Origin of the sequence: Streptomyces sp. NPDC014861 (assembly GCF_043081625.1) — a bacterium.
In the GTDB taxonomy this organism is placed as follows: domain Bacteria; phylum Actinomycetota; class Actinomycetes; order Streptomycetales; family Streptomycetaceae; genus Streptomyces.
In genome coordinates, this window is sequence record NZ_JBIBWV010000013.1 from 131,426 (window position 1) to 155,064 (window position 23,639).

Genomic DNA, 23,639 nt, shown 5'->3' on the forward strand with positions numbered 1-23,639 from the left:
TCCTGGCTGGAGCTTGCTACGAGACGCAGCTCACGCGTCCTGCGGTGGCGCCGATCTCAGCCCTCGGACCGGGTCTCGTACGGCAGCAGCTCGGGGCGCTTCGGCGGGCGCCCGTCGCCGGACGAGCGCCCGGTGAGCCGGCGACCGATCCACGGGCCGAGGTGCTGCCTGGCGAACCGGGCGTCCTCGGTGCGGCGCGCCACCCAGCCGGGCCGTACCGAGGCGGGGAGCGGAGTCCGCCAGTCGTCCTCGGCGGTGAGACCCAGGGTCTGCCACACGGCCTCGGCCACCCGTCGGTGGCCGTCGGCTGTGAGGTGCAGCCGGTCCACGTCCCAGATGCGGGGGTCGGCCAGGACGGGTGCGCCGTACAGGTCGACGACGAGGGCGCCGTGCCGGGCGGCGAGCTCGTCGACGTGGGCGAAGAGCTCCTCCATCCGGGGGCGGAAACGATCCAGCACCGGACCGTTCCGGCCGGGGCTCCGCATCAGGACGAGCTGCCCGCAGGAAGGTGTGAGGTGTTCCACGGCCTGGGTCAGGAGGTCCTTCACGCGGACCATGTCGACCTTGGGCCGGAGTGTGTCGTTGAGGCCGCCGACGAGGGTGACCACATCGGCCTTCATCTCGGCGGCCAGGGGCACTTGCTCCTCGACGATCTGTCCGATGAGCTTCCCCCGGACGGCGAGGTTCGCGTAACGGAAGCCCGGCGCGCGGGCCGCGAACCGGCCCGCGAGGACGTCCGCCCAACCGCGGTAGGACCCGTCGGGCCTCAGGTCCGACATACCCTCGGTGAAGCTGTCCCCGACGGCGACGAGACTGTTGTACGTGGCATTGATCTCCATGGCGGAGCCGATCATACCGTGCGGTATGCGTGAGTGCCGTGGAGAACCCGGGAGGGGAAACCCGATGAGCGACGCGCTCCTGAACGCCTTGGCCGAGGCGCTGGCCGGGCTGGTGACCGCGGTCGAGACCAGCGACGAGGACACCCTCGCCCCCGGCACGTCCGTGACGTGGCTGGAGGGCACCGCCCGCACGCTCGGCGGACTCGGCCCGGCCGACCGGAGCAGGCTCGAGGGCCTCCTCCGGGCCGCCGCGCTGCGGCAGCCGCCGGGCCCCCGGCGCGACGAGCTGCTCAAGGTCCCCGCCGGCCTCGGGCTCACCGAGGACGCCCACCTCGCCGCCGTCGAGGCCGTCGCCGAGCGGGCGCGCCGCTACGCGGAGACTGTCAGGGACGCCGATCCCACGACGCCCGTGCCGACCTGCCCCGGCTGGACGCTCGCCGACCTCACCCGCCACCTGGGTACCGTCCACGGTTGGGCCTCGCACCTCGTGACCGCGCGCCCCGCCACCCGCGTCCGCGCCGGCGACCTGGCCCTCGACCCGCCGGCCGACCCGTCCGCGTACCCCGGCTGGTTCACCGCCCGCGCGGAGGGGTTCGCCGCCGCGGCGCGCGCCGCCGACCCGGACGCGCCGGTGTGGTCGCCGGGCGCCGACCCGTCCGTACGCCACTATCCGCGCCACGTCCTCGCCGAGACGGCCGTCCACCTCGCCGACGCCGAGATCGCGCTCACCGGTGCGGCCCGGCCGCTCGACCCCCGTACGGCCGCCGACGCGCTCGACCACTTCCTCACCACGGCCCCCTACGTGCCGTGGATCGCCGAACCGCTCGCCCACCTCGACCGCGACGGCGCGGTCCTGCGCCTGGCCGCGCGCGACAGCGGCGCCGTCTGGACGCTCGTCCTCGGCGGAGGAGGCTTCGGCTGGAGCCGGGGGAGCGGCGGCGCCGAACCGACCGCGAGCGTGACGGCGGACGCGGGCGAACTCCTCCTCCTGATGCACCGCCGGTACGCCGCCGACGACCCCCGCTTCACCCTCACCGGCGATCGCGACCTCCTCGACGACTGGCTCGCGGCCGGCGCGCTCTGACACCGCGCACGGAACGGCCAGGCGACACCGGGCCGAGGCGGCGCCGCGCGCGTCAACCGGACGCACGGCGTCACCCGTCGCCGAAACGCGGCCACGCCCGGACGCACGGCGTCACCCGTCGCAGAAACGCGGCCACGCCGTCCCGCGCCCACGACAGCGGGAAGGGCCCCGGGATCCGAGATCCCGGGGCCCTTCCTTGTGCGTTCGCCCACCGCGCCGTCACGGCGCCGCCGGGCGCCCCACCAGCTCGCGGAGGACGTCCTCCATCGTCACCAGGCCGGCCGGTTTGCCGTCCTCGTCGAGCACGGCGGCCAGATGCGTACGGCTGCGGCGCATCGCCGTCAGCACGTCGTCCATCGGCGTCGCCGCCCGCACCCGGGCGATCGGCCGCAGCGCCGACACCGGGAACGGAAGGTCGCGCGGGGTGACGTCCAGGGCGTCCTTCACATGGAGGTAGCCCAGGATCCGGCGGTCGGAGTCCACCACGGGGAAGCGGGAGAAGCCCGACACCGCGGACAGCGCCTCCAGCTCCTCCGGAGTGGTGCCCACCTGCGCGAACATCACCTTCTCCACCGGCATGACCACATCCCGCACCGGGCGGCGGCCAAGCTCCAGGGCGTCGTGCAGACGCTCGGTCGCGCGGTCGTCCAGGAGACCGGCGTCGCTCGCGTCGGTGACCATGCGCGCCAGCTCGTCGTCCGAGAACGTCGCCGACACCTCGTCCTTCGTCTCCACCCGCAGCAGCTTCAGCAGCGCGTTGGCGAAGGCGTTGATGGTAAAGATGACCGGCCGCAGCGCGCGGGCCAGGGCCACCAGCGGCGGGCCGAGGGCCAGCGCGCTCTTCGTCGGCTCGGCGAGCGCGATGTTCTTCGGGACCATCTCGCCGAGCAGCATGTGCAGATAGGTGGCCACGGTCAGCGCGATCACGAACGAGATCGGATGGACCAGGCCGTGCGGCACGCCGACGGCGTCGAAGACCGGCTCCAGCAGGTGCGCGATGGCGGGCTCGGCCACGATGCCGAGCACCAGGGTGCACAGCGTGATGCCGAGCTGCGCCGCCGCGAGGAGCGCGGAGACGTGCTCCAGGCCCCACACGACGCTGCGGGCCCGCCGGTCGCCGGCCTCGGCGAGCGGCTCGATCTGGCTGCGCCGGACCGAGATCAGCGCGAACTCCGCGCCTACGAAGAAGGCGTTCACGACCAGCGTCAGCAGGCCGATCAGCAACTGGATCGCGATCATCGGTGCGCCTCCCCGGTCTCGTCCTCGTCCTGGGGGAGCGGCGCGTGCATCAGCACGCGCGCGGCGCGGCGCCCGGAGGCGTCGACGACGTCGAGGCGCCAGCCGCCCAGTTCCACGCTGTCGCCGACGGCCGGGATCCGGCCGAGATCCGTCGCGAGCACACCCGCGAGGGTCTCGTACGGCCCGTCCGGCACCTTCAGACCGATGCGTTCCAACTGGTCGGTACGAGCGGCTCCGTCGGCCGACCACAGCACGCGGCCGTCCTCGTCCTCGCCCGCGTGCGCCAGGTCGGGGGTCTCGTGCGGGTCGTGCTCGTCGCGTACCTCGCCGACGACCTCCTCGACGATGTCCTCCAGGGTCGCGACGCCGGCGGTGCCGCCGTACTCGTCGATGACGACGGCCATCGTCTGCTTGCCGGAGAGCCGGTCGAGCAGCTTGTCCACCGTCAGCGTCTCGGGCACGAGCAGCGGCTCGCGCGCGATGTCGCCGACGCGGCGCAGCCGCCGCGCCTCGGCGGGTATGGCGAGCACGTCCTTGATGTGCGCGATGCCCACGACCGTGTCGAGGTTGCCCCGGTAGACGGGGAAGCGCGAGAGGCCGGTGGCGCGCGTGGCGTTCGCGACGTCCTCGGCGGTGGCCTGCACCTCCAGGGCGGTCACCTGGACGCGCGGCGTCATCACGTTCTCGGCGGTGAGCTCCGCGAGGTTGAGTGTGCGAACGAACAGTTCCGCCGTGTCCGCCTCCAGGGCGCCCTCCTTCGCGGAGTGGCGTGCGAGCGCCACCAGCTCCTGAGGCGAACGCGCGGACGCCAGCTCCTCCGCGGGCTCCATGCCCAGGCGGCGCAGGATCCGGTTGGCGGTGTTGTTGAGGTGACTGATCAGCGGCTTGAACGCGGCCGTGAACACGCGCTGGGGCGTCGCCACGACCTTCGCGACGGCGAGGGGCGAGGAAATCGCCCAGTTCTTGGGGACCAGCTCGCCGACCACCATGAGGACCACGGTGGACACGGCGGTGCCCAGGACGAGAGCGACCGATGAGGCCACCGTCGGAGAGAGGCCGAGTGCCTCGACCGGTCCCTGGATCAGCTTGGAGATGGAGGGCTCGGAGAGCATGCCGACGACCAGGTTGGTGACGGTGATGCCGAGCTGCGCTCCGGAGAGCTGGAAGGTGAGCGACTTGACCGCCTTGAGGGCGCCGGCCGCGCCGCGCTCTCCGCGCTCGACGGCCGCTTCGAGCTCGCCCCGTTCGACGGTGGTCAACGAGAACTCCGCCGCCACGAACGCGCCGCACGCGAGCGAGAGCAGGAGGGCCACCAGGAGCAGAAGCACTTCGGTCATCGGTTCACCTCCGTCCCATGATCAGTCAGTGGGATGCGGAGCGCGCGATGTCGGTCGCCGGAATCGGAACCGGTGCTTTCGGTGAGAGAGGCACCAGTGCTACTGGGAGGCTCGCCCATGGGCGGACGTTCACACCTTTCGGTCGTCTTGGCAAAAGAGGTGGTCTGAAGGAGATCCCATGGTAAAGGATCGGCAAAACGGCTCGCTGATCACCCCGCGAAGGGCTTCACCCAGCGACGCCACTGGTCCTGGCGCTCATACCCCGCCGCGCCCCAAGCATGATGCGCCCGCTCGTTCGCTTCCAGGACCATCGCGTCCACGCGGCGCCCGCCGAGGGCGGCGAAACGATCCTCCGAGGCCTTCAGCAGGGCCTTGGAAAGCCCGCGCCTGCGGTACGACGGGAGCACCGCGAGCCGGTAGAGCGAGGCGCGCCAGCCGTCCCAGCCGGCGATCACGGAGCCGACGATCCGGTCGCCGTCCACGGCGAGAATCAGGGCCTCGGGGTCGCGGGCGAGGAGCCGTCGCACCCCATCGGCGTCGTCGGAGATGGACGTGCCCTCGGCGGACTCCCGCCAGAAGGCGAGCACGCGCTCCGCGTCGGAGGGCGCGGCGGTACGGATCCGTATCGGTGTCTCGATCATGGATCGATCCCATCACGCGTGTACGTGCGTCGCCAGCACGTTCCGCACCGTGGGCAACCGTGGCAGGCGCCGTCACGGACGCGGCCGTCACGAAACACGCCGTCACGAACACGCCGCCACGGACACGTCGCCGCGGACGCGGCAGTCACGGACACGGCCGTCACCCGGTGACGAAGCAGAACTCGTTGCCCTCCGGATCCCGCATCACCTGGAAGGACCCCTGTGCGTCGGTGACGAGCCCGCCGACGCGGACTGCGCCGCGCGGCGACCACACGTCGGCCGCCGCCCCCGGGTCGGGAACCTCCAGGTCGAGGTGGAGCCGGTTCTTCGCCGCCTTGCCCTCAGGAACGCGCTGGAACGCGACGCGGACGAACCCCGGCGGGTCCACGTACGACCAGTCGGCGCTCCGGTCGACGGGCTCCCCGCCGAGGAGCCCCGCCCAGAAACGGACCAGCGCGGCCGGGTCACCGCAGTCGAAGACGAGTTCCTGCACCTGTGCGCGCATCCCCTCACTCTACGGAGGGAGGGGATGCGCGGGAGGATTCGGGACTTCGGAACGTGACACTCCGGCCTGACGCCTGACGCCTGACGCCTGACGCCTGACGCCTGACGGCCGGTGCCTGACGGCCGGCGGCAGCGGTCTGCGGCGGTCGGCGGCTCAGGCTCCGGCTGCGCGCGCGAACGCTTCCGCGTCCCACGTGCCGCCGAGGGCGGGGGCGAGCCAGCCGCCCGCCGCCGCGCGGAAGGCCACCGGATCCAGCGCGCCGGAGCCCTCAGGCACGGCCCCGAGCAGGGGTGCGCCGGTCGACTCCGGCAGATCGGCCAGATTGCACAGCGCCGCGAGGTCCGGCGCCGCCGGCCAGCTGCCGACGACCACGCCGAGCTGTTCGATCCCGCGCGCCCGCAGCGCCTCCGCCGTCAGAGCGGTCGAGTTCAGCGTCCCCAGTCCGGCCGGCGCGACCACGAGGACGGGCGCGCCGAGCAGCCTGGCGGCGTCGGCGAGCGTGCCGCCGTCCTCGTCGAAGCGGACGAGCAGCCCGCCCGCGCCCTCGACGAGCACCAGGTCGTGCTCCTCGGCGAGAGCCTGAGCCGCCTCCGCGACCTGAGCGGGCCCGACCGGGGCCATGCCGGCGCGCCGGGCGGCGGTGGCCGGGGCGAGCGGCTCGGGGTAGCGGGCGAGCTCGGCGGAGGCCTTCGCGCCCGAGAGCCGTACCACCTCGTCGGCGTCGCCGCGCTCCTCGGGCGCCAGCCCGGTCTGGGCGGGCTTGAGGATCGCGACCGTCCGTCCGGCGGCCACCGCCGCGGCCGCGACCGCCGCCGTGACGACGGTCTTGCCGATCTCCGTCCCCGTCCCGCTGACGACGACGATGTTCATGGTGTTCCTTTCTCTGCGCCCGAGCGGCGGCGTCCGGACGAGACCGACCGGACGCCGCCGCAGGGGCGGAATCAGCCCGCGGTCGCCGCGGCGCGCACCGCCGTGCAGATCCGCGCCAGGTCGGCGTCGTCCGTCACGTACGGCGGCATCGTGTAGATGAGGTCCCGGAACGGGCGCAGCCAGACACCCTCCCGGACGGCCGCCCGGGTCGCCGCCGCCATGTCGACCTCGTGGTCGAGCTGGACGACGCCGATCGCGCCGAGCACCCGCACGTCGCGGACGCCCGGGACGTCCTCGGTGCCGGCGAGGCCGTCGCACAAACCGCTCTCGATCCGCTTGACCTCCCGCGCCCAGTCCCGGGAGAGCAGCAGGTCGATCGAGGCGCAGGCGACGGCCGAGGCCAGCGGGTTGCCCATGAACGTCGGCCCGTGCGCGAGCACCGGCACCTCGCCCTGGGAGATGCCGTCGGCCACTGTGCCGGTGCACAAGGTCGCCGCCATCGACAGATAGCCACCCGTCAACGCCTTCCCCAGACACATCACATCGGGGGAGACCCTGGCCTGGTCCGCGGCGAAGAGCGTGCCCGTGCGGCCGAAGCCCGTGGCGATCTCGTCGAAGACGAGCAGCACGTCGTGCGCGTCGCACGCCTCGCGCAGCACCCGCAGGTAGGCGGGGTCGTGGAAGCGCATGCCGCCCGCGCCCTGCACCACCGGCTCCACGATCACCGCGGCCAGCTCGTCCGCGTGCCGCGCGATCGTGTCGCGGAGCAGTCGGGCGTACGACTCCTCGTACGCGGTCGGCGGCGCGTCGACGAAGACCTGCTGCTGGAGCACGCCGGACCACAGCTGGTGCATGCCGCCCTCGGGATCGCACACCGACATCGGCTGCCAGGTGTCGCCGTGGTAGCCGCCGCGCCAGGTCAGCAGCCGCCGCTTGGCGGGTCGGCCGAGCGAACGCCAGTACTGGAGGCACATCTTGACCGCGACCTCGACCGCGACGGAGCCGGAGTCGCTGAGGAAGACGTGACGCAGCGGCTCCGGCGTGATCTCGACGAGCCGGGCGGCGAGACGTACCGCCGGCTCGTGCGTGAGGCCGCCGAACATCACGTGGCTCATCTTGTCGAGCTGACCGCGCGCGGCCTCGTTCAGCACCGGGTGGTTGTAGCCGTGCACAGCCGACCACCACGAGGACATGCCGTCGATCAGCTCGGTCCGTCCCTCGGCCGGCTCGGCGAGGTGCAGACGCACACCGGACGCGGATGACACCACCAGGGGATCCGTACGACCCGGCATGGGGCCGTACGGATGCCACACGTGCGCCCGGTCGAGGGCGAGGAGTTCGTCGTTGCGCATCGTCACCCGTTACGCGTTCGGCGCGAGGTCCGTACCGGCCCCGCGACGGCGCACCGCCACCAGATCGGTCCTGGCCTCCGAGGCACCGGCGGGCACCGTGACCGGAGCCTCGGCCGGGGGTGCCGCGTGGCCACCGCCGCACGGACCGCAACCGCCACTCGCACCGGCCGTCGCGTCCGCGCCCGCCTCCGCGTGCGAACCGCAGCCGCCCGCGGACCCGGAACCGCAGCCGCCGGCCGACGCGTGCGAGCCGCAGCCGCCCGCCGACGCCGGCGCACCGGCCGCCGCGAGCGCGTCGGCGCGGTGGGCGGGCAGCGTGGTCGTCCCCGCGCCCTCCACCTCGAAGCCGGCGTCCGCGATCATGTCGAGGTCGGCCTGGCCGGCCTGGCCCTCGCTGGTGAGGTAGTCGCCGAGGAAGATCGAGTTGGCGATGTTCAGCGCCAGCGGCTGCATCGACCGCAGGTGGACCTCGCGGCCGCCCGCGATCCGCACCTCCACGTCGGGGCAGACGAAGCGGACCATGGCGAGGATCCGCAGGCAGCGCTGGGGGCTGAGGTTCCACTCCTTCGCCAGCGGCGTCCCCTCGAAGGGGATGAGGAAGTTGACCGGCACCGAGTCCGAGTCCAGCTCGCGCAGCGCGAAGACCACGTCCACCAGGTCCCCGTCGGTCTCACCCATGCCGGCGATCAGGCCCGAGCAGGCCGAGAGGCCCGCCGCGTGCGCCTTCTGCACGGTGTCCACCCGGTCCGCGTAGGTGTGGGTGGTGGTGATCTCGCCGTAGGTGCCCTCGGAGGTGTTGAGGTTGTGGTTGTACGCGTCGGCGCCGGCCGTCTTCAGCCGCTCGGCCTGGCCGTCGGAGAGCAGACCGAGGCAGGCGCACACCTCGACGCCCTCGTTCTGCTCCTTGATCGCCTCGATGGTCCTGCCGACCCGCTCGACGTCCCGGTCCGTCGGACCGCGGCCGCTCGCCACCAGGCAGACCCGCTTGGCGCCACCGGCGATACCGGCCGCGGCCGCCTCGGACGCCTCGTCCGGCTTCAGCCAGGTGTACTTGAGGATGTCGGCCTTCGAACCGAGCCGCTGCGAACAGTACGAGCAGTCCTCGGGGCACAGCCCCGACTTCAGGTTGACCAGGTAGTTCAGCTTCACCCGCCGCCCGAACCACTGACGGCGCACCTTGCCGGCCGCCGCCACCACATCGAGCAGGTCGTCGTCGGAGGTCGCCAGGACGGCGAGCGCTTCTTCACGGGTCGGCGACTCGCGCCGCAGCCCCTTCTCCACCAGCGTGTTCAGCAGGTCCATAAGCGCTGATCCTTGCCTACGGCACACCCCCCGGCCAAGGAGGATCTGAACAAACGACTCCGATCGAGGTGTGTGTATGACCACATCCCGACCTCGGCCCGCTGCCGTTAGGGTCTGTGCGCTGCCTACAAAAGGTGCCGGCACGAAACGCCGACAGACGCGCCGTGACCGGCGCCGACTCGGGTGCCGACGTAGATGCCGACGCAGATGCCGACAGGCCGACGCAGATGCCGACAGGCCGACACAGGTGCCGACAGAAGGAACGCCCGTATGTCCCAGGCCCAGCCGACCGAGCCGACCCGTCTTCCGCACCGCTCCGCCTTCGACTGGACCGCGGCGGAGGCCCGCCGCCGGGCCGAGGCCGGGCTGGTGCGGACGCTGCGGCCGCGCCCCGCCGAGTCGGACCTGCTCGACCTGGCGGGCAACGACTACCTCGGTCTCACCCGGCATCCGGAGGTCACCGGCGCGGCCGCCGAGGCCGCCCGACGCTGGGGCGCCGGCGCGACCGGTTCGCGTCTCGTCACCGGCACGACGCTGCTGCACACCCGGCTGGAGGAGGAACTGGCCGCGTTCTGCGGCTTCGAGGCCGCCCTCGTCTTCTCCTCCGGCTACACCGCCAACCTCGCCGCGCTCACCGCGCTCGGCGGCCCGGGCGCGCTGATCGTCTCCGACGCAGCCAACCACGCCTCGATCGTGGACGGCTGCCGGCTCGCGCGCGCGGAGGCCGTCGTGGTGCCGCACGCCGACCCCGAATCCGTACGCAAGACGCTGGAGGCGCATCCGGGACGGCGCGCGCTCGCCGTCAGCGACTCCGTCTTCTCGGTCGACGGCGACCGGGCGCCGCTGGAGGAGCTCGCAGCCGCCTGCCGGGAGCACGGCGCCGGGCTGGTCGTGGACGACGCGCACGGTTTCGGCGTGCTCGGCGCGGGCGGACGGGGCGCGCTGCACGGCGCCGGGCTCGCGGGCGACGAGGACGTGGTCGCCACCCTCACGCTCTCCAAGTCGCTGGGCAGCCAGGGCGGCGCGGTCCTCGGCCCCGCCCGGGTGATCGAGCACCTGGTCAACGCGGCACGGACCTTCATCTTCGACACCGGGCTCGCCCCGGCCGCCACGGGCGCGGCGCTCGCGAGTCTCCGGCTGATCGCCGCAGATCCGGGACTCGCCGAGCGGGCGCGTGCGGTGGCGACCACCCTGCACCGGACGCTCACCGAGGCGGGGTTCACCTCGGCCCGGCCGGACGCGGCTGTCGTGTCGGTCCGCGCGCCGGGGCCGGAGGAGGCGCTGCGATGGGCAGCCGACTGCCGCGAACGGGGCCTGGCCGTGGGGTGTTTCCGGCCGCCGTCGGTGCCGGACGGGATCTCGCGGCTGCGCCTGACGGCCCGCGCCGACCTCACGGACGCGCAGCTCGCGCGAGCGGTCGGGACCATCGTGCGGACCGCACCGGCCGGGGCGCGCTGACACCGCCCCGGGCGGTCCTCCGTACGTCCTGTCGCGCGGTCACCGCCCAAAAGCGTCCCCGTGGCCGAGAGTTCACCGCTTCGGGCGACAGAACGGGGCATATCTCGGGAGAACGCCCCACCAGGGCCCGGGATCGGTGACAGTCTGGCGCGGAGCGCGATCCGGGGCGACGGCCCCGGCGGGAAGGGACGACTCGCCATGGCAGATCACCAGGAAGCATCCGTCACCCTGCCGAGCGATCCCGCCGCGGTCGCCACGGCGCGGAGATTCGTGGCGGAGGTGCTCGGCCGCTGGGGTCTGGACGACCGCGAGGAAGCGGCGGACTCCATTCGGCTGATGGTCTCGGAGCTCGCGACCAACGCGGTGCAGCACACCTTTGGGCAATCGCCCACCTTCACCGTCGAGCTGCGGCTCGACCGCGAGGAGGTGCTGCGGATCGGCGTGACCGACAGCCACCCCCGGTTCCCGCGCCGCCTCCCCGCCGCCGTCCAGCAGGACAACGGACGCGGGATGGTGATCATCCGGGTGCTCGCGGCGGAGGCCGGCGGCCGTCTCTCGGTCACGCCGACCGCCGAGGGCGGGAAGACCGTGTGGGTCACCCTGCCATGGGCCGCGGCCGCCGTTCCGGCCTGATGAACGGCGGGACGCTCCGGCCTCGGCAGGGCGTGAGACCGGAGGGGACGTCGTCGCGGACGCCGGCGTCCGTCAGGACGCGACCGCCGGCGGGTCGGAGCGCGACGGCTTCGATGGCTTCGTCGGCGGGCCGGCGGCAATGCCGGCCGGGTGACGGCCTTGTCGGCGGGACTCTGATCCGACGTCGTCGAAGGATCGGAGCAAGAGCCTGTGCCGATGCACAGGGTCGCTCTGGGAGAGCGTGGACGTGCTCCGGTGCCCGCGGTGTGGGGTGCGGCGGCGCCACCGCACCCCGGGGACGACCGCGGGCGCCGGTGGGTCAGCGCACGCGCCCGTAGTAGACCTTCGAGGACCAGATCTTGTCGAGCTTCACCCAGGAGCCGGTCTTGGGCGAGTGCCAGATCTTGCCGCTGCCGGCGTAGATCCCGACGTGGTAGACCCTGCCGCCCGAGTGGAAGAAGACCAGGTCGCCCTTCTGCCTGCTGGAGGCGGAGATGTGCCGGGTCTTGTTGTACTGCTGCTGCGCGGTGCGGGGCAGCGACTTGCCCGCCTTCTTGTACGCGTAGAGCGTGAGTCCGGAGCAGTCGAAGCGGGTGGGTCCCGCCGAGCCGTACCGGTAGGGCGCGCCCTTCTTGGCGGCGGCGACGCCCAGTGCCTTCGTCGCGTGGGAGGTCGCTGCCTGGGCCTCGGGTGCCGCTCCGGGGGCGAGGAGCGTGCCGCCGACGGCGGCGAGGGTGAGAGCCGAGACGGCTCCCGCCCGGGACAGCAGGGACGGGACATGCATCTGCGCAGTCATGCGCAACCCTTCGTCAGCCGCCTGTGAAGGATGACCTGTCGGGTTCGGGCAGGCGAAGATGCCCGGCCGCGGCTGCGGCTTCACCCCAAGGGACGTCCGCGCTGGGGATTCAGCGCGGTCGACCCGTACTGCTCGGGTCCTCCACTCCTGCCGATCCAATCCTGTCGACCAGACGTCCGGGACAGCGGCAGGACTCGGCGTCCGCCCGGACCGCCCCGCCTGGGTGGCGGGGGCTTGTCGTCGTCGAGGATCTTGACCCACAGGTAGGTCGAAAACCGAGCGGAAACGGCGATATGTGAGGCTCCTCACGACTGATCCATACGGGTGGACAAGAGGGTTTCGTGATCGTCGTAGGTTTGACCGACGAGCCCCTTACCAGCGTCGGAATGCCCCATTCCGCCAAATGCGTACACCTGTTGCGCAACTTTCCCGCTCCGCCTGCCCGTTCTGCGACTACGCCGAACGGGGGACGGTTTCTGCGTCCCGTGTCGGCCGTCCGGGGCTCGACACGACACGGGGGAATGTCAACTCGCCCGCGATCCGGGCACGGTGACGCGAGCGGCCCGCCGCTCGCCGTCCAACACCCGCAGCGCGCAGGCCAATGTCTCGGCGTGTATCTCGCTCTCGCCCCGCATATGCATGAGTGTCAGGGCGTCGCGCAGCGCCTCCGCCCGGTCGGCCAGCGCTTGTGCCGCGCGCAGTGCCCCATACGTATGCGACGTTCTGGATGGATTGATCTTTCCCAGGAGGTCGACGACTTCGAGGTACGCGTCGATGAACTGACCCTCGGCGCGCGTCAGGGCGGGCAGCGGTGGAAGCTCCGGGACCATCGCGACCTCACCGGGCGGTCGGGTCGAAGGTGGCCCGGCGGTCGCTCACGATGTGGTCGACCAGGCCGTAGGCGAGCGCAGCCGGCGCGTCGAGGACGGTCGGGCGGTCGGTGTCGGCGGTGATCCGCTCCTCGTCGTGGGTGGTGTAGGCGGACAGCAGACGCGTCATCACGTGGCGCAGCCGGTCCAGTTCGCGCGCCTGGAGGTCCAGGTCGGAGGGCTGACCGGTGAACGGCTCGTCCAGCACCGGCTGCCGCAGGGTGACGCGGGCGCCCGGCAGGATCATCCGCTTGCCGGGCGCCCCCGCGGCGAGCAGTACCGCCGCCGTCGAGCCCGCCTGGCCGAGGCAGGTCGTCTCCACGTCGCTCGCCAGGCTCCGCATCGTGTCGTGGATCGCGGTCATCGCGGTCATCGAGCCGCCGGGGGAGTTCAGGTACAGCGCGATGTCCTGCCCGGGATCGGCGTGGTCGAGGTGCAGGAGCTGGGCGATGACGTCGGTCGCGGCGACGTCGTCCACCGGTGTGCCGAGGAAGATCACCCGGTTCTCCAGGAGCTTCGCGTACGGATCGAGCGTGCGGGTGCCGTACGGGGTCCGCTCCGAGAACTCCGGCAGGACGTGGCGTGCATACATGGGGAGTCCCTCCTTCTGTAAAAAATGTACAGGACGTACAGGCCGTAAGATGGGGAGCATGACCTACGAGATCCCGGTGACGCAAGCGAGGGCGGAGCTCGCCGACCTCATCAACCGCGTGGTGTACGGCGGTGAGCGCGTGGTCGTGACCCGCCACGGGAAGCCGCTCGTCGGCCTGGTGTCCGCCGCCGACCTGGAACGACTCGAGAAATTGGAGGCCGAGACGCAGGAGACGCCCGTCGAGTCGGTGCTCCGTTCGCTGTCCGACACGGGTGTCGTCGGCGGTCTCGGTTCCGCCACGGGTGAACAGCACCGCTTCGGTATCGCCGCCCACCATCGCGAGCCCGGTACGAGCTGACCGGCGGACCCTCCTCCCGCTCCCCACTGTCTGAAGTCCACCCCCGCCTTCGGCCCCGTCTTCGTCCCGCCGCCCGGCTCTCCGGCCCGGCTCCCCGGCCCGGCTCCACGAGAAAGCCGCGTGCCCCCGTCCGTCTCGTCGGGGGCACGCGGCTGTGGGTGTTCGGGCGGGTCAGCCCGTCGCCGCCGGAGTCTGGGGCGAGGTGGAGGCCGAGGTCCGGGTAGAGGGCCGGTCCCCGGTCGTGGCCGGTGCGGGGGTCGGCTCGTTCCGCCGTCGGCCGACCAGGGCCAGTGCCGTCAGGCCCCCGACCGCCCAGAGGGAGAGGGCGAGCAGCGGACCGCCGGCCCCGGCTCCGTCGAAGGAGGAGACGGAGCGCAGGGCCGTGCCGCCCGCGCCCGGCGGGAGCCACTGGCCGATCAGGCCGATCCCGGACGGCAGGAGCTCCGGCGCGCCGGCCATGCCGGAGAACGCGTTCCCCGCGAGGACGGTGAGCACCGCGGCGAGCCCGAAGCCGGGCTTGCCCAGCAGAGTGGCCAGTCCCGCGAAGGTCGCACCGATCGCCAGTACCGTCAGGGCCAGCACTCCCGCCTCCGCCCAGACGTTCCCGGCCAGCGCGCCGAGCCAGCCGTGCGCGAGCGCCGCGGCGGTGAGTCCCGCGAGTACGGCGGCGCCGACGAGGGTGGCGGCCGCGCGGGCACCGCGCAACCCGAGGAGCACTGTGGCCGCGCCGGTGGCGGCGCCCGCGAGGGCGAGCGGGAGCAGACTCGCGCCCAGGACGGCGCCGCGCGGGTCCCCGGCGGGCAGGGCGACGACATCGGTCACCGGTACGGTCCGGCCCTCGGCGGCCGCCGGTCCGGTGACGGCCTCGCGCAGCAGGCCGGCCACGACGGGGCCGCCGGCCGAGGCGGTCAGCAGTTCCGGGCCGGACGGGGTGACGACCACCGCTCCGTACACCTCCCGGTTCTCTATGGCGGAGCGCGCGGCGGCGGCGTCCTCGTACCGGTGGATCTCGAAGGCCCCCTCGCGTCGGCCGAGCTCGCGGGCGACCCCGTCGACCGCCGCGGCCGGGCCCGCCACGCCGATGGGTAGGTCGCGCGGTGCCATGCGGGCGGCGGGCCAGGCGAAGGTCAAGAGGGCGAGGGCGGCGAGGGCCGGGACGAGCAGCAGTACCGCGAGGGTCTTGCGCCCCGCGGCAGGGGCGGTGGCGACGGACATGGCGGGCCTCGATTCGGAGGTTCAGAGGATCAGAGGTTCGGGGGTTCAGGGGTCGGAGAGTCGGAGCTCGGAGGCGCCGTCGTGCGGTGCTTCGGACGGTGGGGTGCGGGGGTGCTCGGGGGTGTGCGGTGCGGCCGGAGGGCGGGCACAGTAAAGAGAAGGATCGTTCGTTTTAACTTTGACTCCCACTGTCCGCCGGGGTGTGGAGCTTGTCAAGAATGAATATTCGTTTTACTTTCGGAGGTATGGCCCGTGTCTCCCAGGAACACCTCGACGCCCGCCGCCGCCAGATCCTCGACGGCGCCGCCCGCTGCTTCGCCCGCAACGGCTTCCACGCCACCTCCATGCAGGACGTGCTCGCCGAGGCGGGGCTCTCCGCCGGTGCGGTCTATCGCTACTTCCGCAGCAAGGACGAGTTGATCGCGGCCATCGCCGAGGAGACCTTCGTGCGCATTCGCGGCGCGTTCGCGGAGGCCACCGAGGCCGGCCCGCCGCCGACGCCGGACGTGCTGATCGCGCGGGTGCTGACGATCGTCCTGGAGGGGCGGATCGCGGGCGGTGAGCGGCGGGCGTTCGCGCGGCTGATCATCCAGGTGTGGGCCGAGACCCTGCGCGACGAGGCCCTGGCGAAAGCCTTGGCCCAGGGCTTCGACGGTATGCGGGAGATCTGGGCCGGGCTGGTCGACGCCTACCGCGCGAACGGCCTCGTCCCCGCCGACGTCTCCTCCGAGCACATGGCCCGCACCCTCATCGCCACCGTCCAGGGCTTCATCGCCCAGCAGGCACTCTTCGGCGACGTGGAGATCGACAACCTGGGGGAGGGGCTGCGCGGGCTCATGTCGATGGGCGGATCGACCGCCGCTCCGCCGGTCCAATGATCATGGAATCGCAAAGCAGGAGTTAACGCGCCGGAAAAACTTCCGCCCTAACGTGCAATGTCCGGCCGTCCACCGCATCTCCGCTGTTCAACAGAGTGTTGACGGTCGGTAGGGTCCGCAGCTGTCCGGGTGCGGCCCGGTGGACGACTGTGAGGTGGAAGAGTGCAACTGAGCCCGCACGAGCAGGAACGCCTGCTCATCCATGTCGCCGCCGACGTGGCGGAGAAGCGTCGCGCGCGCGGGGTGAAGCTCAACCACCCCGAGGCGGTCGCGCTCATCACGGCGCACATCCTGGAGGGCGCGAGGGACGGGCGTACCGTCGCCGAACTCATGGCCTCCGGGCGCAAGGTGCTCACCCGCGCCGACGTCATGGACGGCATCCCCGAGATGATCCACGACGTCCAGGTCGAGGCCACCTTCCCGGACGGCACCAAGCTCGTCACCGTCCACGACCCGATCGTCTGACGGGGGCCGGCGCCGATGATCCCCGGAGAGATCCTGTACGCGGACGGGCCCGTGTCCCTCAACGAGGGCCGCCCCGTCACCCGCCTCACCGTCCTGAACGCCGCCGACCGGCCCGTGCAGGTCGGCTCCCACTACCACTTCGCCGAGGTCAACCCCGGTCTCGACTTCGACCGGCAGGCGGCTCGGGGCCGGCGGCTGCACATCGCCGCCGGCACCGCCGTGCGCTTCGAGCCCGGCATCCCCGTCGAGGTCGAGCTCGTGCCGATCGCCGGCCACCGCATCGTCCCCGGCCTGCGCGGCGAGACCGCCGGCCCCCTCGACGCACCGTCCGGCCCCCTCGACGCACCGGCCGAGCCTGTCGACGAGCCGGCCGATCCCCTCGGCCTCGCCGAAGCCTCCGCCGGCTCGCTGGACGCCACCCCGCCCGGCGCCGTGCAGCGTCTCGCCCCCCTGTCAGGCGTCACCCCGCTCGACACCCCCGCCGGTCCCGCCAAAGCCCCCGCCGGTCTCGCCGAAACCCCCGCCGGTCCCACCGAAACCCCCGCCGGTCCCGCCGAGTCCCCCGCCGGAGTCCCCCGTGCCTGACCTCCACCGCGCCGTGTACGCCGATCTCTTCGGCCCCACCACGGGCGACCGCGTCCGGCTCGCCGACACCGACCTGCTCGTCGAGATCGAGGAGGACCGCTCGGGCGGCCCGGGCCGGGCCGGAGAGGAGGCCGTCTTCGGCGGCGGCAAGGTCATCCGCGAGTCGATGGGCCAGGCCCGCACCACCCGCGCCGAAGGCGCCCCCGACACGGTGATCACCGGCGCCGTCGTGATCGACCACTGGGGGATCGTCAAAGCCGACATCGGCATCCGCGACGGTCGGATCACCGCCCTCGGCAAGGCCGGCAACCCCGACACCATGGACGGCGTGCATCCCGCGCTCGTCATCGGCCCCGAGACCGAGATCATCGTCGGCAACGGACGGATCGTCACCGCCGGAGGCGTCGACACCCACGTCCACTTCATCTCGCCGACCGTCGTCGAGCAGGCGCTCGCCACCGGCATCACCACCCTGGTCGGCGGCGGCACCGGTCCCGCGGAGGGCACGAAGGCCACCACCGTCACCCCGGGGCCCTGGCACACGGCCCGGATGTTCGAGGCGCTCGACACCTTCCCCGTCAACATCGGTCTCCTGGGCAAAGGCACAACCATGTCCCGCGAGGCCATGTACTCCCAACTGCGCGGCGGTGCCCTCGGCTTCAAGATCCACGAGGACTGGGGGGCCACCCCCGCCGTCATCGACGCCTGCCTCGGGGTCTGCGAGGAGACCGGCGCCCAGCTCGCCATCCACACCGACACCCTCAACGAGGCCGGCTTCGTCGGCGACACCCTCGCGGCCATCTCGGGCCGCACCATCCACGCGTACCACACGGAGGGTGCCGGCGGCGGGCACGCGCCCGACATCATCACCGTGGTCTCCGAGCCGTACGTGCTGCCCAGCTCGACCAACCCGACCCGGCCCCACACCGTCAACACCATCGAGGAACACCTCGACATGCTGATGGTCTGCCACCACCTCAACCCGGCCGTCCCCGAGGACCTCGCCTTCGCCGAATCACGGATCCGGCCCTCCACCATCGCCGCCGAGGACGTCCTCCACGACCTCGGGGCCATCTCGATCATCTCCTCCGACTCCCAGGCCATGGGGCGGATCGGTGAGGTGATCCTGCGGACCTGGCAGACCGCCCACGTCATGAAGAAGCGGCGCGGCACGCTGCCGGGGGACGGGCGTGCCGACAACCACCGGGTGCGCCGCTACGTCGCCAAGTACACGATCAACCCGGCCGTCGCACAGGGCATGGACCACCTCGTCGGCTCCGTCGAGCCCGGCAAGCTCGCCGACCTCGTCCTGTGGGAGCCGGCCTTCTTCGGCGTCAAACCGCTCGTGGTCCTCAAGGGCGGCCAGATCGCGTACGCCCAGATGGGCGATGCCAACGCCTCCATCCCCACGCCTCAGCCGGTGCTGCCGCGCCCCATGTTCGGCGCCCTCGGCAGGGCGGCAGCCGCCGGTTCCGTCAACTTCACCGCACAGGCGGCGATCGAGGACGACCTGCCCCAGCGGCTCGGTCTGGGCAAGGAGTTCGTCCCGATCCGCTCCACCCGCCGCGTCACCAAGGCCGACATGCGGGAGAACGACGCCTTGCCGCGCGTCGAGGTCGACGCCGACACCTTCACCGTCACCATCGACGGCGAAGCGGTCGAACCAGCCCCCGCCGCGGAGCTTCCGATGGCCCAGCGGTACTTCCTCTTCTGATGGGCGGCTCCCGTTCCGTGCTCCTGGTGCTCGCCGACGGGCGCTTCCCCGCCGGCGGGCACGCCCACTCCGGCGGAGCGGAGGCCGCCGTCAAGGCCGGGCGCATCCGTGACGCCGCAGGGCTGGAAGCCTTCTGTCTTGGGCGTCTGCACACCGTGGGCCTCACGGCGGCGGGCCTCGCCGCCGCCGCGGCCCTCGGGCTCGACCCGTACGAGCTCGACGAGGCCGCCGACGCCCGTACCGCCTCGCCCGCGCTGCGCGCCGCGGCGCGGCGGCTCGGCCGGCAGCTGATGCGGGCGGCCCGCGCCACCTGGCCGAGTCCTGAGCTCGACGCGCTCGCCGCCGCGTTCCCGCGCGGCGCGCACCAGCCCGTCGTCCTCGGCGCCACGGCGCGGGCCGCGGACCTCGGCCCCGAGGACGCCGCGCACTGCGCCGCGTACGAGACGGTAGGTGGTCCGGCGACGGCGGTGGTACGCCTGCTGGGCCTCGACCCGTACCAGGCGACCGGCGTTCTCGCCCGACTCGCCCCCGTGATGGACGCGGTCGCCGACCGGGCCACGGCCGCCGCGCGCGAGGGCGTCGACGCGCTGCCCGCCGCTTCCGCGCCGCTCCTCGACATCACCGCCGAGCAGCACGCGGCCTGGCCTGTCCGCCTCTTCGCCTCCTAGACCCGACACCCCCTCACCCCCTCACCCCCTCCGACACCCGCTCACCCCTTCCGACACTCCCGCACCCCTTCCGGCACTCCCTCACCCCATCCGGCCCCCGGCGACCCGCCCACCGCCCGTCAGACACAAGGAGCAGTCCTTCCATGCACCTCGACCACGGCCACACCCACCACGGCGCCGTCTCCGCCGACGCCCACCGGCCCGACGGCACCCGGCGCGCGCTGCGCGTCGGACTCGGCGGCCCGGTCGGTTCCGGCAAGACCGCCACGGTCGCCGCGCTCTGCCGCACCCTGCGGGACACGCTCTCGCTCGCCGTCGTCACCAACGACATCTACACCCGCGAGGACGCCGAGTTCCTGCTCCGCGAGGCCGTGCTGCCGCCGGAGCGCATCCAGGCCGTGGAGACCGGAGCCTGCCCGCACACCGCCATCCGCGACGACATCTCCGCCAACCTCGAAGCAGTCGAGGAACTGGAGGACAGCGTCGGTCCGCTCGACCTCATCCTCGTCGAGTCCGGCGGCGACAACCTCACCGCCACCTTCTCCAAGGGCCTCGTCGACGCGCAGATCTTCGTCATCGACGTCGCCGGCGGCGACGACATCCCGCGCAAGGGCGGCCCCGGTGTCAGCACCGCCGACCTCCTCGTCGTCAACAAGACCGACCTCGCCCCGTACGTCGGCTCCGACCTCGGCCGGATGGCCCGCGACGCGGCCGACCAGCGCGGCGACCTGCCCGTGGCGTTCACCTCGCTCCGTTCGGCGGAGGGCGTCACCCCGGTCGCCGACTGGGTGCGCGCGCGGCTCGCGGACTGGACGGCTGTGCAGGCGCCCACCGCATGAGTCTGCGCGCCATCGCACGGATCGCCGCCGAGGCCGACGGCACGCTTCCGGTTCTGGTGAGCGACGGGCCGCTCGCCCTCCGCCGTACCCGCGCCGCCGTGCCCGGCTGGTCGCGGGTGACGGTGGTGGGCGCGATGAGCGCGCCGCTCGGCGGCGACCGGCTCGCGATCGAGGCCGAGGTACGCGACGGGGCCAGGCTGCGCGTCGACTCGGCGGCCGCCACGCTGGCCCTGCCCGGCCGCACGGCGGAGCCCGCGGTGTACGAAGTCCGGCTCCGGGCCGGCTCGGACGCCGTACTGCACTGGCTGCCCGAACAACTCGTCAGCGCCCACGGCTCAGACCTCCGCGTGCGCACCGGCGTGGACCTCGCCCCCACCGCCCGGCTCGTCCTGCGTGAGGAGCAGATCCTCGGTCGGCACGGCGAGCCGCCCGGCACCCTGTCCTCCCGGCTCGTCGTCCGCCGCGGGGGACGGCCGCTGCTCGACCAGGAGATCGCGTACGGCCCCGGGGCGCCCGGAGGCTGGGACGGCGGCGCCGTCCTCGCGGGTCACCGGGCGACCGGCCAACTCCTCGTCGTCGACCCGGCGTACGAGAAGACGCCGGTGGCGGCGCGCCCGCTGGGCGAGCTCGCGGCGCTCACCCCGCTGGCCGGCCCGGCCGCCCTCGTCACCGCGGTCGCCCCCGACGCGCTCGCCCTGCGGCGGATTCTCGACGAGGCCCTGGAGGAACTCACCGCCGGCTGACGGTACTCAGCGCACTCCCGGTGCACCGCTCAGCGGACGTCGTGCTCCGGTTATGGGTTCGGCAAAGAAACGTGTGTTCGCACTGACGTCGTCGCCTCCCTGACGAAAGGATCACTCGAACAGACGACCACCTACAGGGGGAGGACCTGTGAGACGACGCACCGCAGCGCTCGGCTCCGCCGGCACACTCATCGCCGGCACGCTCGTCGCGGGCGCACTCGCGGCCCCGGCCGCGAGCGCCGACAGCGGAGCGCGCCACGGGCGCGTGACCGAGGCGACCGGCGTCGCCGTAGCCGCCGCCCAGGCCGCACGCGCCGGTATCGACTGGAAGGACTGTCCCGCCGACTGGGGCCTGGAGAAGCCGATCCAGTGCGGCTGGGTCACCGTGCCGGTCGACTACGCGAAGCCTTACGGGAAGAAGATCAAGCTCGCCGTCGACCGGATCGCCGCCACCGGCACGCCGGCCGAACGCCAGGGCGCGCTCCTCTACAACCCCGGCGGCCCCGGCGGTTCCGGCCTGCGCTTCCCGCGCCGCGTCACCACCGGCAACAAGATCTGGGCGAACACCGCCAAGGCCTACGACTTCGTCGGCTTCGACCCGCGCGGCGTCGGCAACTCCGCGCCCATCTCCTGCGTCGACCCGACCGAGTTCGTGAAGGGCCCCAAGCTCGACCCGGTCCCCGACAGCGAGGCCGACAAGCGGGCGCAGCGCAAGCTCGCCGCCGAGTACGCCGAGGGCTGCGCCGAGAAGAGCGGCGGCATGCTCCCGCACATGACGACGCCCAACACCGCGCGCGACCTCGACGTCATCCGCGCCGCCCTCGGCGAGCGGAAGCTCAACTTCGTCGGTGTCTCGTACGGCACGTACCTCGGCGCCGTCTACGGCACCCTCTTCCCGACGCACGTCCGCCGCATGGTCCTGGACAGCGTCGTCGACCCGTCGACCCGGTCCATCTGGTACGAGGCCAACCTCGGCCAGGACATCGCCTTCGAGGGCCGGCTCACCGACTGGATGACCTGGGTCGCCCGGAACGACGCCGTCTACCACCTCGGCGACACCCTCGCCGAGGTCCGGCAGCAGTGGGACACCCTGCGCGCCGCCGCGAAGAAGGCACCGCTCGGCGGCAAGGTCGGACCGGCCGAGCTCATCAGCTTCTTCCAGGGCGCGCCCTACTACGACTCCATGTGGGCGCCCGTCGCCGAGGCGTGGAGCGCGTACGCCGCCGGCGACCCGCAGCCGCTCATCGACAACGCCGCGGCCGACCTCACCGACACCGCCGGCAACATCGCCGCCGAGAACGGCAACGCCGTCTACACCGCGGTCGAATGTGCGGATGCCCCGTGGCCGACCAGCTGGAAGAAGTGGGACCGCGACAACTCCCGGCTCCACGAGAAGTACCCGTTCATGACGTGGGCGAACGCCTGGATGAACCTCCCCTGCGCCACCTGGAAGGCCCCGCACCGGCAGCCGGTGCAGGTGAAGACCCACAAGGGCCTGCCGCCCGTGCTCATCGCCCAGGCCGAGCGCGACGCCGCCACCCCGTACGAGGGCGCTGTGGAACTGCACAAGCGGTTCAAGGGCTCGCGCCTCATCACCGAGCGGGACGCCGGCTCGCACGGCGTCACCGGCCTGGTCAACCCGTGCCTCAACTCCAAGGTCGAGGCGTACCTCCTGGCCGGCACGCTGGACGCCACGGACCAGACGTGCGCCCCGCACGCCGCTCCGCAGCCGTGACCACCGGCTGACGGTGGAGGGGCGTTCGCACAACGACCGCCCTTCCGCCCGTGCCGGGGGCGTTCGCGCGACGACCGCCTTCCCGCCCGTGCCGGGGCGTTCGCACAACGACCGCCCCTCGGCCCGTGCCGGGGAGCGTTCGTGCGACGATCGCCGGCACGCTCCTCGGCCCGGACCCGGGGAGTTCGCTCAGGAGTCGGCCGCCTTCACCGTGGCCGCGTACTCGTCCACGTACTCCTGCCCCGACAGCCGCATGATCGCGTACATGATCTCGTCGGTGACCGCCCGGACCACCGCCCGCTCGTCCGTCGAGCCCGCGAAGCGCGAGAAGTCCAGCGGCTCACCGAACCGGATGGTGACCCGCCGGATCCGCGGCACCACCCGCCCCGGCGGCTGGATCTCGAAGGTGCCGACCATCGCGCACGGCACCACCTTCACCCCGGCCGTCAGCGCCATCACCGCCACCCCGACCTTGCCCTTGTACAGGCGCCCGTCGTGCGAGCGGGTGCCCTCCGGGTAGATCCCGAGCAGCTCGTCCTTGGCCAGCACCCCCAGCCCCTCGCGGATCGCCGCCTGCCCGGCCTCCTTGCCCGAGCGGTCCACCGGGATCTGCCCGGCCGCCCGGAAGAACGCGGCCGTGAGCCGCCCCCTGAGCCCCGGCCCGGTGAAGTACTCCTGTTTGGCCAGAAAGGTGATCCGCCGGTCGAGCACCACCGGCATCAGGAAGTGGTCGGAGAAGGAGAGGTGATTGCCCGCGATGATCGCCGCGCCCTCCTCCGGGACGTGCCCGATCCCCTCCACCCGCGGCCGGAACAGCAGTTTCAGCAGCGGCCCGAGCAGTACGTACTTCAGCAGCCGGTAGAACACCGGGACCCCCGTTCGTCGTCCGTCTCGACCCGTTGTAACGCCCCGGGCGCCCGTG

The 23,639-nt window shown here is 72.8% G+C and carries 24 protein-coding genes, 1 pseudogene and 1 riboswitch; of the genes and pseudogenes, 12 read left to right on the forward strand and 13 right to left on the reverse strand.

Annotated elements, in window-relative coordinates; translation table 11 throughout:
* Positions 1–56 precede the first annotated feature (56 nt).
* Positions 57–839, reverse strand: a complete 783-nt coding sequence (locus ACF1BN_RS24425) for an SGNH/GDSL hydrolase family protein (RefSeq protein WP_392333720.1) — start codon at positions 837–839, stop codon at positions 57–59.
* A 64-nt stretch (positions 840–903) separates the two neighbouring features.
* Between ACF1BN_RS24425 and ACF1BN_RS24430 the strand changes: the two genes are divergently transcribed.
* Positions 904–1,923 carry a maleylpyruvate isomerase N-terminal domain-containing protein gene (locus ACF1BN_RS24430; protein WP_392333721.1) on the forward strand — a complete coding sequence of 340 codons (1,020 nt, stop codon included), beginning with the start codon at positions 904–906 and terminating at the stop codon, positions 1,921–1,923.
* 219 nt (positions 1,924–2,142) lie between these two features.
* Here the strand turns inward: ACF1BN_RS24430 and ACF1BN_RS24435 are convergent, their stop codons facing one another.
* The 7 genes from ACF1BN_RS24435 to bioB form a co-directional block, all read right to left on the reverse strand.
* A complete protein-coding gene (locus ACF1BN_RS24435; protein WP_392333722.1) occupies positions 2,143–3,162 on the reverse strand; it encodes a hemolysin family protein in 1,020 nt (339 codons plus the stop codon).
* Complete coding sequence (locus ACF1BN_RS24440; RefSeq protein WP_392333723.1) at positions 3,159–4,499, reverse strand: hemolysin family protein; 1,341 nt, start codon at positions 4,497–4,499, stop codon at positions 3,159–3,161. The genes ACF1BN_RS24435 and ACF1BN_RS24440 overlap by 4 nt, the downstream gene beginning before the upstream one ends.
* A gap of 209 nt (positions 4,500–4,708) precedes the next feature.
* Positions 4,709–5,140: a GNAT family N-acetyltransferase gene (locus ACF1BN_RS24445; RefSeq protein ID WP_392333724.1), complete on the reverse strand. Its 432-nt coding sequence runs from the start codon at positions 5,138–5,140 to the stop codon at positions 4,709–4,711.
* A 160-nt stretch (positions 5,141–5,300) separates the two neighbouring features.
* Positions 5,301–5,645, reverse strand: coding sequence for a VOC family protein (locus ACF1BN_RS24450; RefSeq protein ID WP_392333725.1), 345 nt, complete (start codon positions 5,643–5,645; stop codon positions 5,301–5,303).
* A 153-nt stretch (positions 5,646–5,798) separates the two neighbouring features.
* Positions 5,799–6,515 carry a dethiobiotin synthase gene (bioD, locus tag ACF1BN_RS24455; RefSeq protein ID WP_392333726.1) on the reverse strand — a complete coding sequence of 239 codons (717 nt, stop codon included), beginning with the start codon at positions 6,513–6,515 and terminating at the stop codon, positions 5,799–5,801.
* 71 nt (positions 6,516–6,586) lie between these two features.
* On the reverse strand, positions 6,587–7,867 hold the full coding sequence (locus ACF1BN_RS24460) for an adenosylmethionine--8-amino-7-oxononanoate transaminase (RefSeq protein WP_392333727.1): 1,281 nt from the start codon (positions 7,865–7,867) through the stop codon (positions 6,587–6,589).
* A gap of 9 nt (positions 7,868–7,876) precedes the next feature.
* Complete coding sequence (gene bioB / locus ACF1BN_RS24465; RefSeq protein ID WP_392333728.1) at positions 7,877–9,169, reverse strand: biotin synthase BioB; 1,293 nt, start codon at positions 9,167–9,169, stop codon at positions 7,877–7,879.
* Between the two features lie 270 nt (positions 9,170–9,439).
* Between bioB and ACF1BN_RS24470 the strand changes: the two genes are divergently transcribed.
* Together ACF1BN_RS24470 and ACF1BN_RS24475 are read left to right on the forward strand one after the other, a co-directional pair.
* Complete coding sequence (locus ACF1BN_RS24470) at positions 9,440–10,627, forward strand: 8-amino-7-oxononanoate synthase (RefSeq protein ID WP_392333729.1); 1,188 nt, start codon at positions 9,440–9,442, stop codon at positions 10,625–10,627.
* 198 nt (positions 10,628–10,825) lie between these two features.
* Positions 10,826–11,260 (forward strand): ATP-binding protein, encoded by a 435-nt coding sequence (locus tag ACF1BN_RS24475; protein ID WP_392333730.1) that lies wholly within the window; start codon positions 10,826–10,828, stop codon positions 11,258–11,260.
* A gap of 319 nt (positions 11,261–11,579) precedes the next feature.
* Here ACF1BN_RS24475 and ACF1BN_RS24480 read toward each other — a convergent pair whose 3' ends face one another.
* The 3 genes from ACF1BN_RS24480 to ACF1BN_RS24490 form a co-directional block, all read right to left on the reverse strand.
* The gene (locus ACF1BN_RS24480; RefSeq protein WP_392333731.1) at positions 11,580–12,056 is read right to left on the reverse strand and encodes a C40 family peptidase; all 477 of its coding nucleotides are present in this window, start codon (positions 12,054–12,056) and stop codon (positions 11,580–11,582) included.
* 3 nt (positions 12,057–12,059) lie between these two features.
* A riboswitch (cyclic di-AMP (ydaO/yuaA leader) is annotated at positions 12,060–12,266 on the reverse strand.
* A 314-nt stretch (positions 12,267–12,580) separates the two neighbouring features.
* The gene (locus ACF1BN_RS24485) at positions 12,581–12,886 is read right to left on the reverse strand and encodes a hypothetical protein (RefSeq protein WP_392333732.1); all 306 of its coding nucleotides are present in this window, start codon (positions 12,884–12,886) and stop codon (positions 12,581–12,583) included.
* 7 nt (positions 12,887–12,893) lie between these two features.
* Positions 12,894–13,517, reverse strand: a complete 624-nt coding sequence (locus ACF1BN_RS24490) for an ATP-dependent Clp protease proteolytic subunit (RefSeq protein ID WP_392333733.1) — start codon at positions 13,515–13,517, stop codon at positions 12,894–12,896.
* A 58-nt stretch (positions 13,518–13,575) separates the two neighbouring features.
* On the opposite strand from ACF1BN_RS24490, the gene ACF1BN_RS24495 reads away from it, so the two are divergent.
* A complete protein-coding gene (locus tag ACF1BN_RS24495; protein ID WP_392333734.1) occupies positions 13,576–13,875 on the forward strand; it encodes a type II toxin-antitoxin system Phd/YefM family antitoxin in 300 nt (99 codons plus the stop codon).
* 171 nt (positions 13,876–14,046) lie between these two features.
* Here ACF1BN_RS24495 and ACF1BN_RS24500 read toward each other — a convergent pair whose 3' ends face one another.
* Positions 14,047–15,090 (reverse strand): ABC transporter permease, encoded by a 1,044-nt coding sequence (locus ACF1BN_RS24500; RefSeq protein ID WP_392333735.1) that lies wholly within the window; start codon positions 15,088–15,090, stop codon positions 14,047–14,049.
* Between the two features lie 245 nt (positions 15,091–15,335).
* Between ACF1BN_RS24500 and ACF1BN_RS24505 the strand changes: the two genes are divergently transcribed.
* The 8 genes and pseudogenes from ACF1BN_RS24505 to ACF1BN_RS24540 all read left to right on the forward strand — a co-directional run bounded on the left by ACF1BN_RS24505 (position 15,336) and on the right by ACF1BN_RS24540 (position 22,717).
* The gene (locus ACF1BN_RS24505) at positions 15,336–15,968 is read left to right on the forward strand and encodes a TetR/AcrR family transcriptional regulator (RefSeq protein WP_392333736.1); all 633 of its coding nucleotides are present in this window, start codon (positions 15,336–15,338) and stop codon (positions 15,966–15,968) included.
* Between the two features lie 162 nt (positions 15,969–16,130).
* Positions 16,131–16,433: an urease subunit gamma gene (locus tag ACF1BN_RS24510; RefSeq protein WP_376603278.1), complete on the forward strand. Its 303-nt coding sequence runs from the start codon at positions 16,131–16,133 to the stop codon at positions 16,431–16,433.
* 15 nt (positions 16,434–16,448) lie between these two features.
* A pseudogene (locus ACF1BN_RS24515) lies at positions 16,449–16,757 on the forward strand (urease subunit beta); the annotation flags it as partial.
* 253 nt (positions 16,758–17,010) lie between these two features.
* The gene (locus ACF1BN_RS24520; protein WP_392333737.1) at positions 17,011–18,732 is read left to right on the forward strand and encodes an urease subunit alpha; all 1,722 of its coding nucleotides are present in this window, start codon (positions 17,011–17,013) and stop codon (positions 18,730–18,732) included.
* Positions 18,732–19,400, forward strand: coding sequence for an urease accessory protein UreF (locus tag ACF1BN_RS24525; RefSeq protein ID WP_392333738.1), 669 nt, complete (start codon positions 18,732–18,734; stop codon positions 19,398–19,400). Before ACF1BN_RS24520 ends, ACF1BN_RS24525 begins: the two co-directional genes overlap by 1 nt.
* Positions 19,401–19,543: 143 nt before the next feature.
* Positions 19,544–20,239 carry an urease accessory protein UreG gene (ureG, locus tag ACF1BN_RS24530; RefSeq protein ID WP_392333739.1) on the forward strand — a complete coding sequence of 232 codons (696 nt, stop codon included), beginning with the start codon at positions 19,544–19,546 and terminating at the stop codon, positions 20,237–20,239.
* On the forward strand, positions 20,236–20,982 hold the full coding sequence (locus ACF1BN_RS24535) for an urease accessory protein UreD (protein ID WP_392333740.1): 747 nt from the start codon (positions 20,236–20,238) through the stop codon (positions 20,980–20,982). The genes ureG and ACF1BN_RS24535 overlap by 4 nt, the downstream gene beginning before the upstream one ends.
* A gap of 148 nt (positions 20,983–21,130) precedes the next feature.
* On the forward strand, positions 21,131–22,717 hold the full coding sequence (locus ACF1BN_RS24540; protein WP_392333741.1) for an alpha/beta hydrolase: 1,587 nt from the start codon (positions 21,131–21,133) through the stop codon (positions 22,715–22,717).
* Between the two features lie 189 nt (positions 22,718–22,906).
* Here ACF1BN_RS24540 and ACF1BN_RS24545 read toward each other — a convergent pair whose 3' ends face one another.
* The gene (locus tag ACF1BN_RS24545; protein WP_392333742.1) at positions 22,907–23,584 is read right to left on the reverse strand and encodes a lysophospholipid acyltransferase family protein; all 678 of its coding nucleotides are present in this window, start codon (positions 23,582–23,584) and stop codon (positions 22,907–22,909) included.
* Positions 23,585–23,639: the final 55 nt, after the last annotated feature.

Coding starts and splice junctions, on each gene's coding strand:
- ACF1BN_RS24500 (WP_392333735.1), bottom strand. CDS start 15,090: ATGTCCGTCGCCACCGCCCCTGCCGCGGGGCGCAAGACCCTCGCGGTA.
- ACF1BN_RS24495 (WP_392333734.1), top strand. CDS start 13,576: ATGACCTACGAGATCCCGGTGACGCAAGCGAGGGCGGAGCTCGCCGAC.
- bioB (WP_392333728.1), bottom strand. CDS start 9,169: ATGGACCTGCTGAACACGCTGGTGGAGAAGGGGCTGCGGCGCGAGTCG.
- ACF1BN_RS24445 (WP_392333724.1), bottom strand. CDS start 5,140: ATGATCGAGACACCGATACGGATCCGTACCGCCGCGCCCTCCGACGCG.
- ACF1BN_RS24480 (WP_392333731.1), bottom strand. CDS start 12,056: ATGACTGCGCAGATGCATGTCCCGTCCCTGCTGTCCCGGGCGGGAGCC.
- ACF1BN_RS24470 (WP_392333729.1), top strand. CDS start 9,440: ATGTCCCAGGCCCAGCCGACCGAGCCGACCCGTCTTCCGCACCGCTCC.
- ACF1BN_RS24460 (WP_392333727.1), bottom strand. CDS start 7,867: ATGCGCAACGACGAACTCCTCGCCCTCGACCGGGCGCACGTGTGGCAT.
- ACF1BN_RS24485 (WP_392333732.1), bottom strand. CDS start 12,886: ATGGTCCCGGAGCTTCCACCGCTGCCCGCCCTGACGCGCGCCGAGGGT.
- ureG (WP_392333739.1), top strand. CDS start 19,544: ATGCACCTCGACCACGGCCACACCCACCACGGCGCCGTCTCCGCCGAC.
- ACF1BN_RS24450 (WP_392333725.1), bottom strand. CDS start 5,645: ATGCGCGCACAGGTGCAGGAACTCGTCTTCGACTGCGGTGACCCGGCC.
- ACF1BN_RS24475 (WP_392333730.1), top strand. CDS start 10,826: ATGGCAGATCACCAGGAAGCATCCGTCACCCTGCCGAGCGATCCCGCC.
- ACF1BN_RS24525 (WP_392333738.1), top strand. CDS start 18,732: ATGGGCGGCTCCCGTTCCGTGCTCCTGGTGCTCGCCGACGGGCGCTTC.
- ACF1BN_RS24505 (WP_392333736.1), top strand. CDS start 15,336: ATGGCCCGTGTCTCCCAGGAACACCTCGACGCCCGCCGCCGCCAGATC.
- ACF1BN_RS24430 (WP_392333721.1), top strand. CDS start 904: ATGAGCGACGCGCTCCTGAACGCCTTGGCCGAGGCGCTGGCCGGGCTG.
- bioD (WP_392333726.1), bottom strand. CDS start 6,515: ATGAACATCGTCGTCGTCAGCGGGACGGGGACGGAGATCGGCAAGACC.
- ACF1BN_RS24490 (WP_392333733.1), bottom strand. CDS start 13,517: ATGTATGCACGCCACGTCCTGCCGGAGTTCTCGGAGCGGACCCCGTAC.
- ACF1BN_RS24440 (WP_392333723.1), bottom strand. CDS start 4,499: ATGACCGAAGTGCTTCTGCTCCTGGTGGCCCTCCTGCTCTCGCTCGCG.
- ACF1BN_RS24435 (WP_392333722.1), bottom strand. CDS start 3,162: ATGATCGCGATCCAGTTGCTGATCGGCCTGCTGACGCTGGTCGTGAAC.
- ACF1BN_RS24535 (WP_392333740.1), top strand. CDS start 20,236: ATGAGTCTGCGCGCCATCGCACGGATCGCCGCCGAGGCCGACGGCACG.
- ACF1BN_RS24425 (WP_392333720.1), bottom strand. CDS start 839: ATGGAGATCAATGCCACGTACAACAGTCTCGTCGCCGTCGGGGACAGC.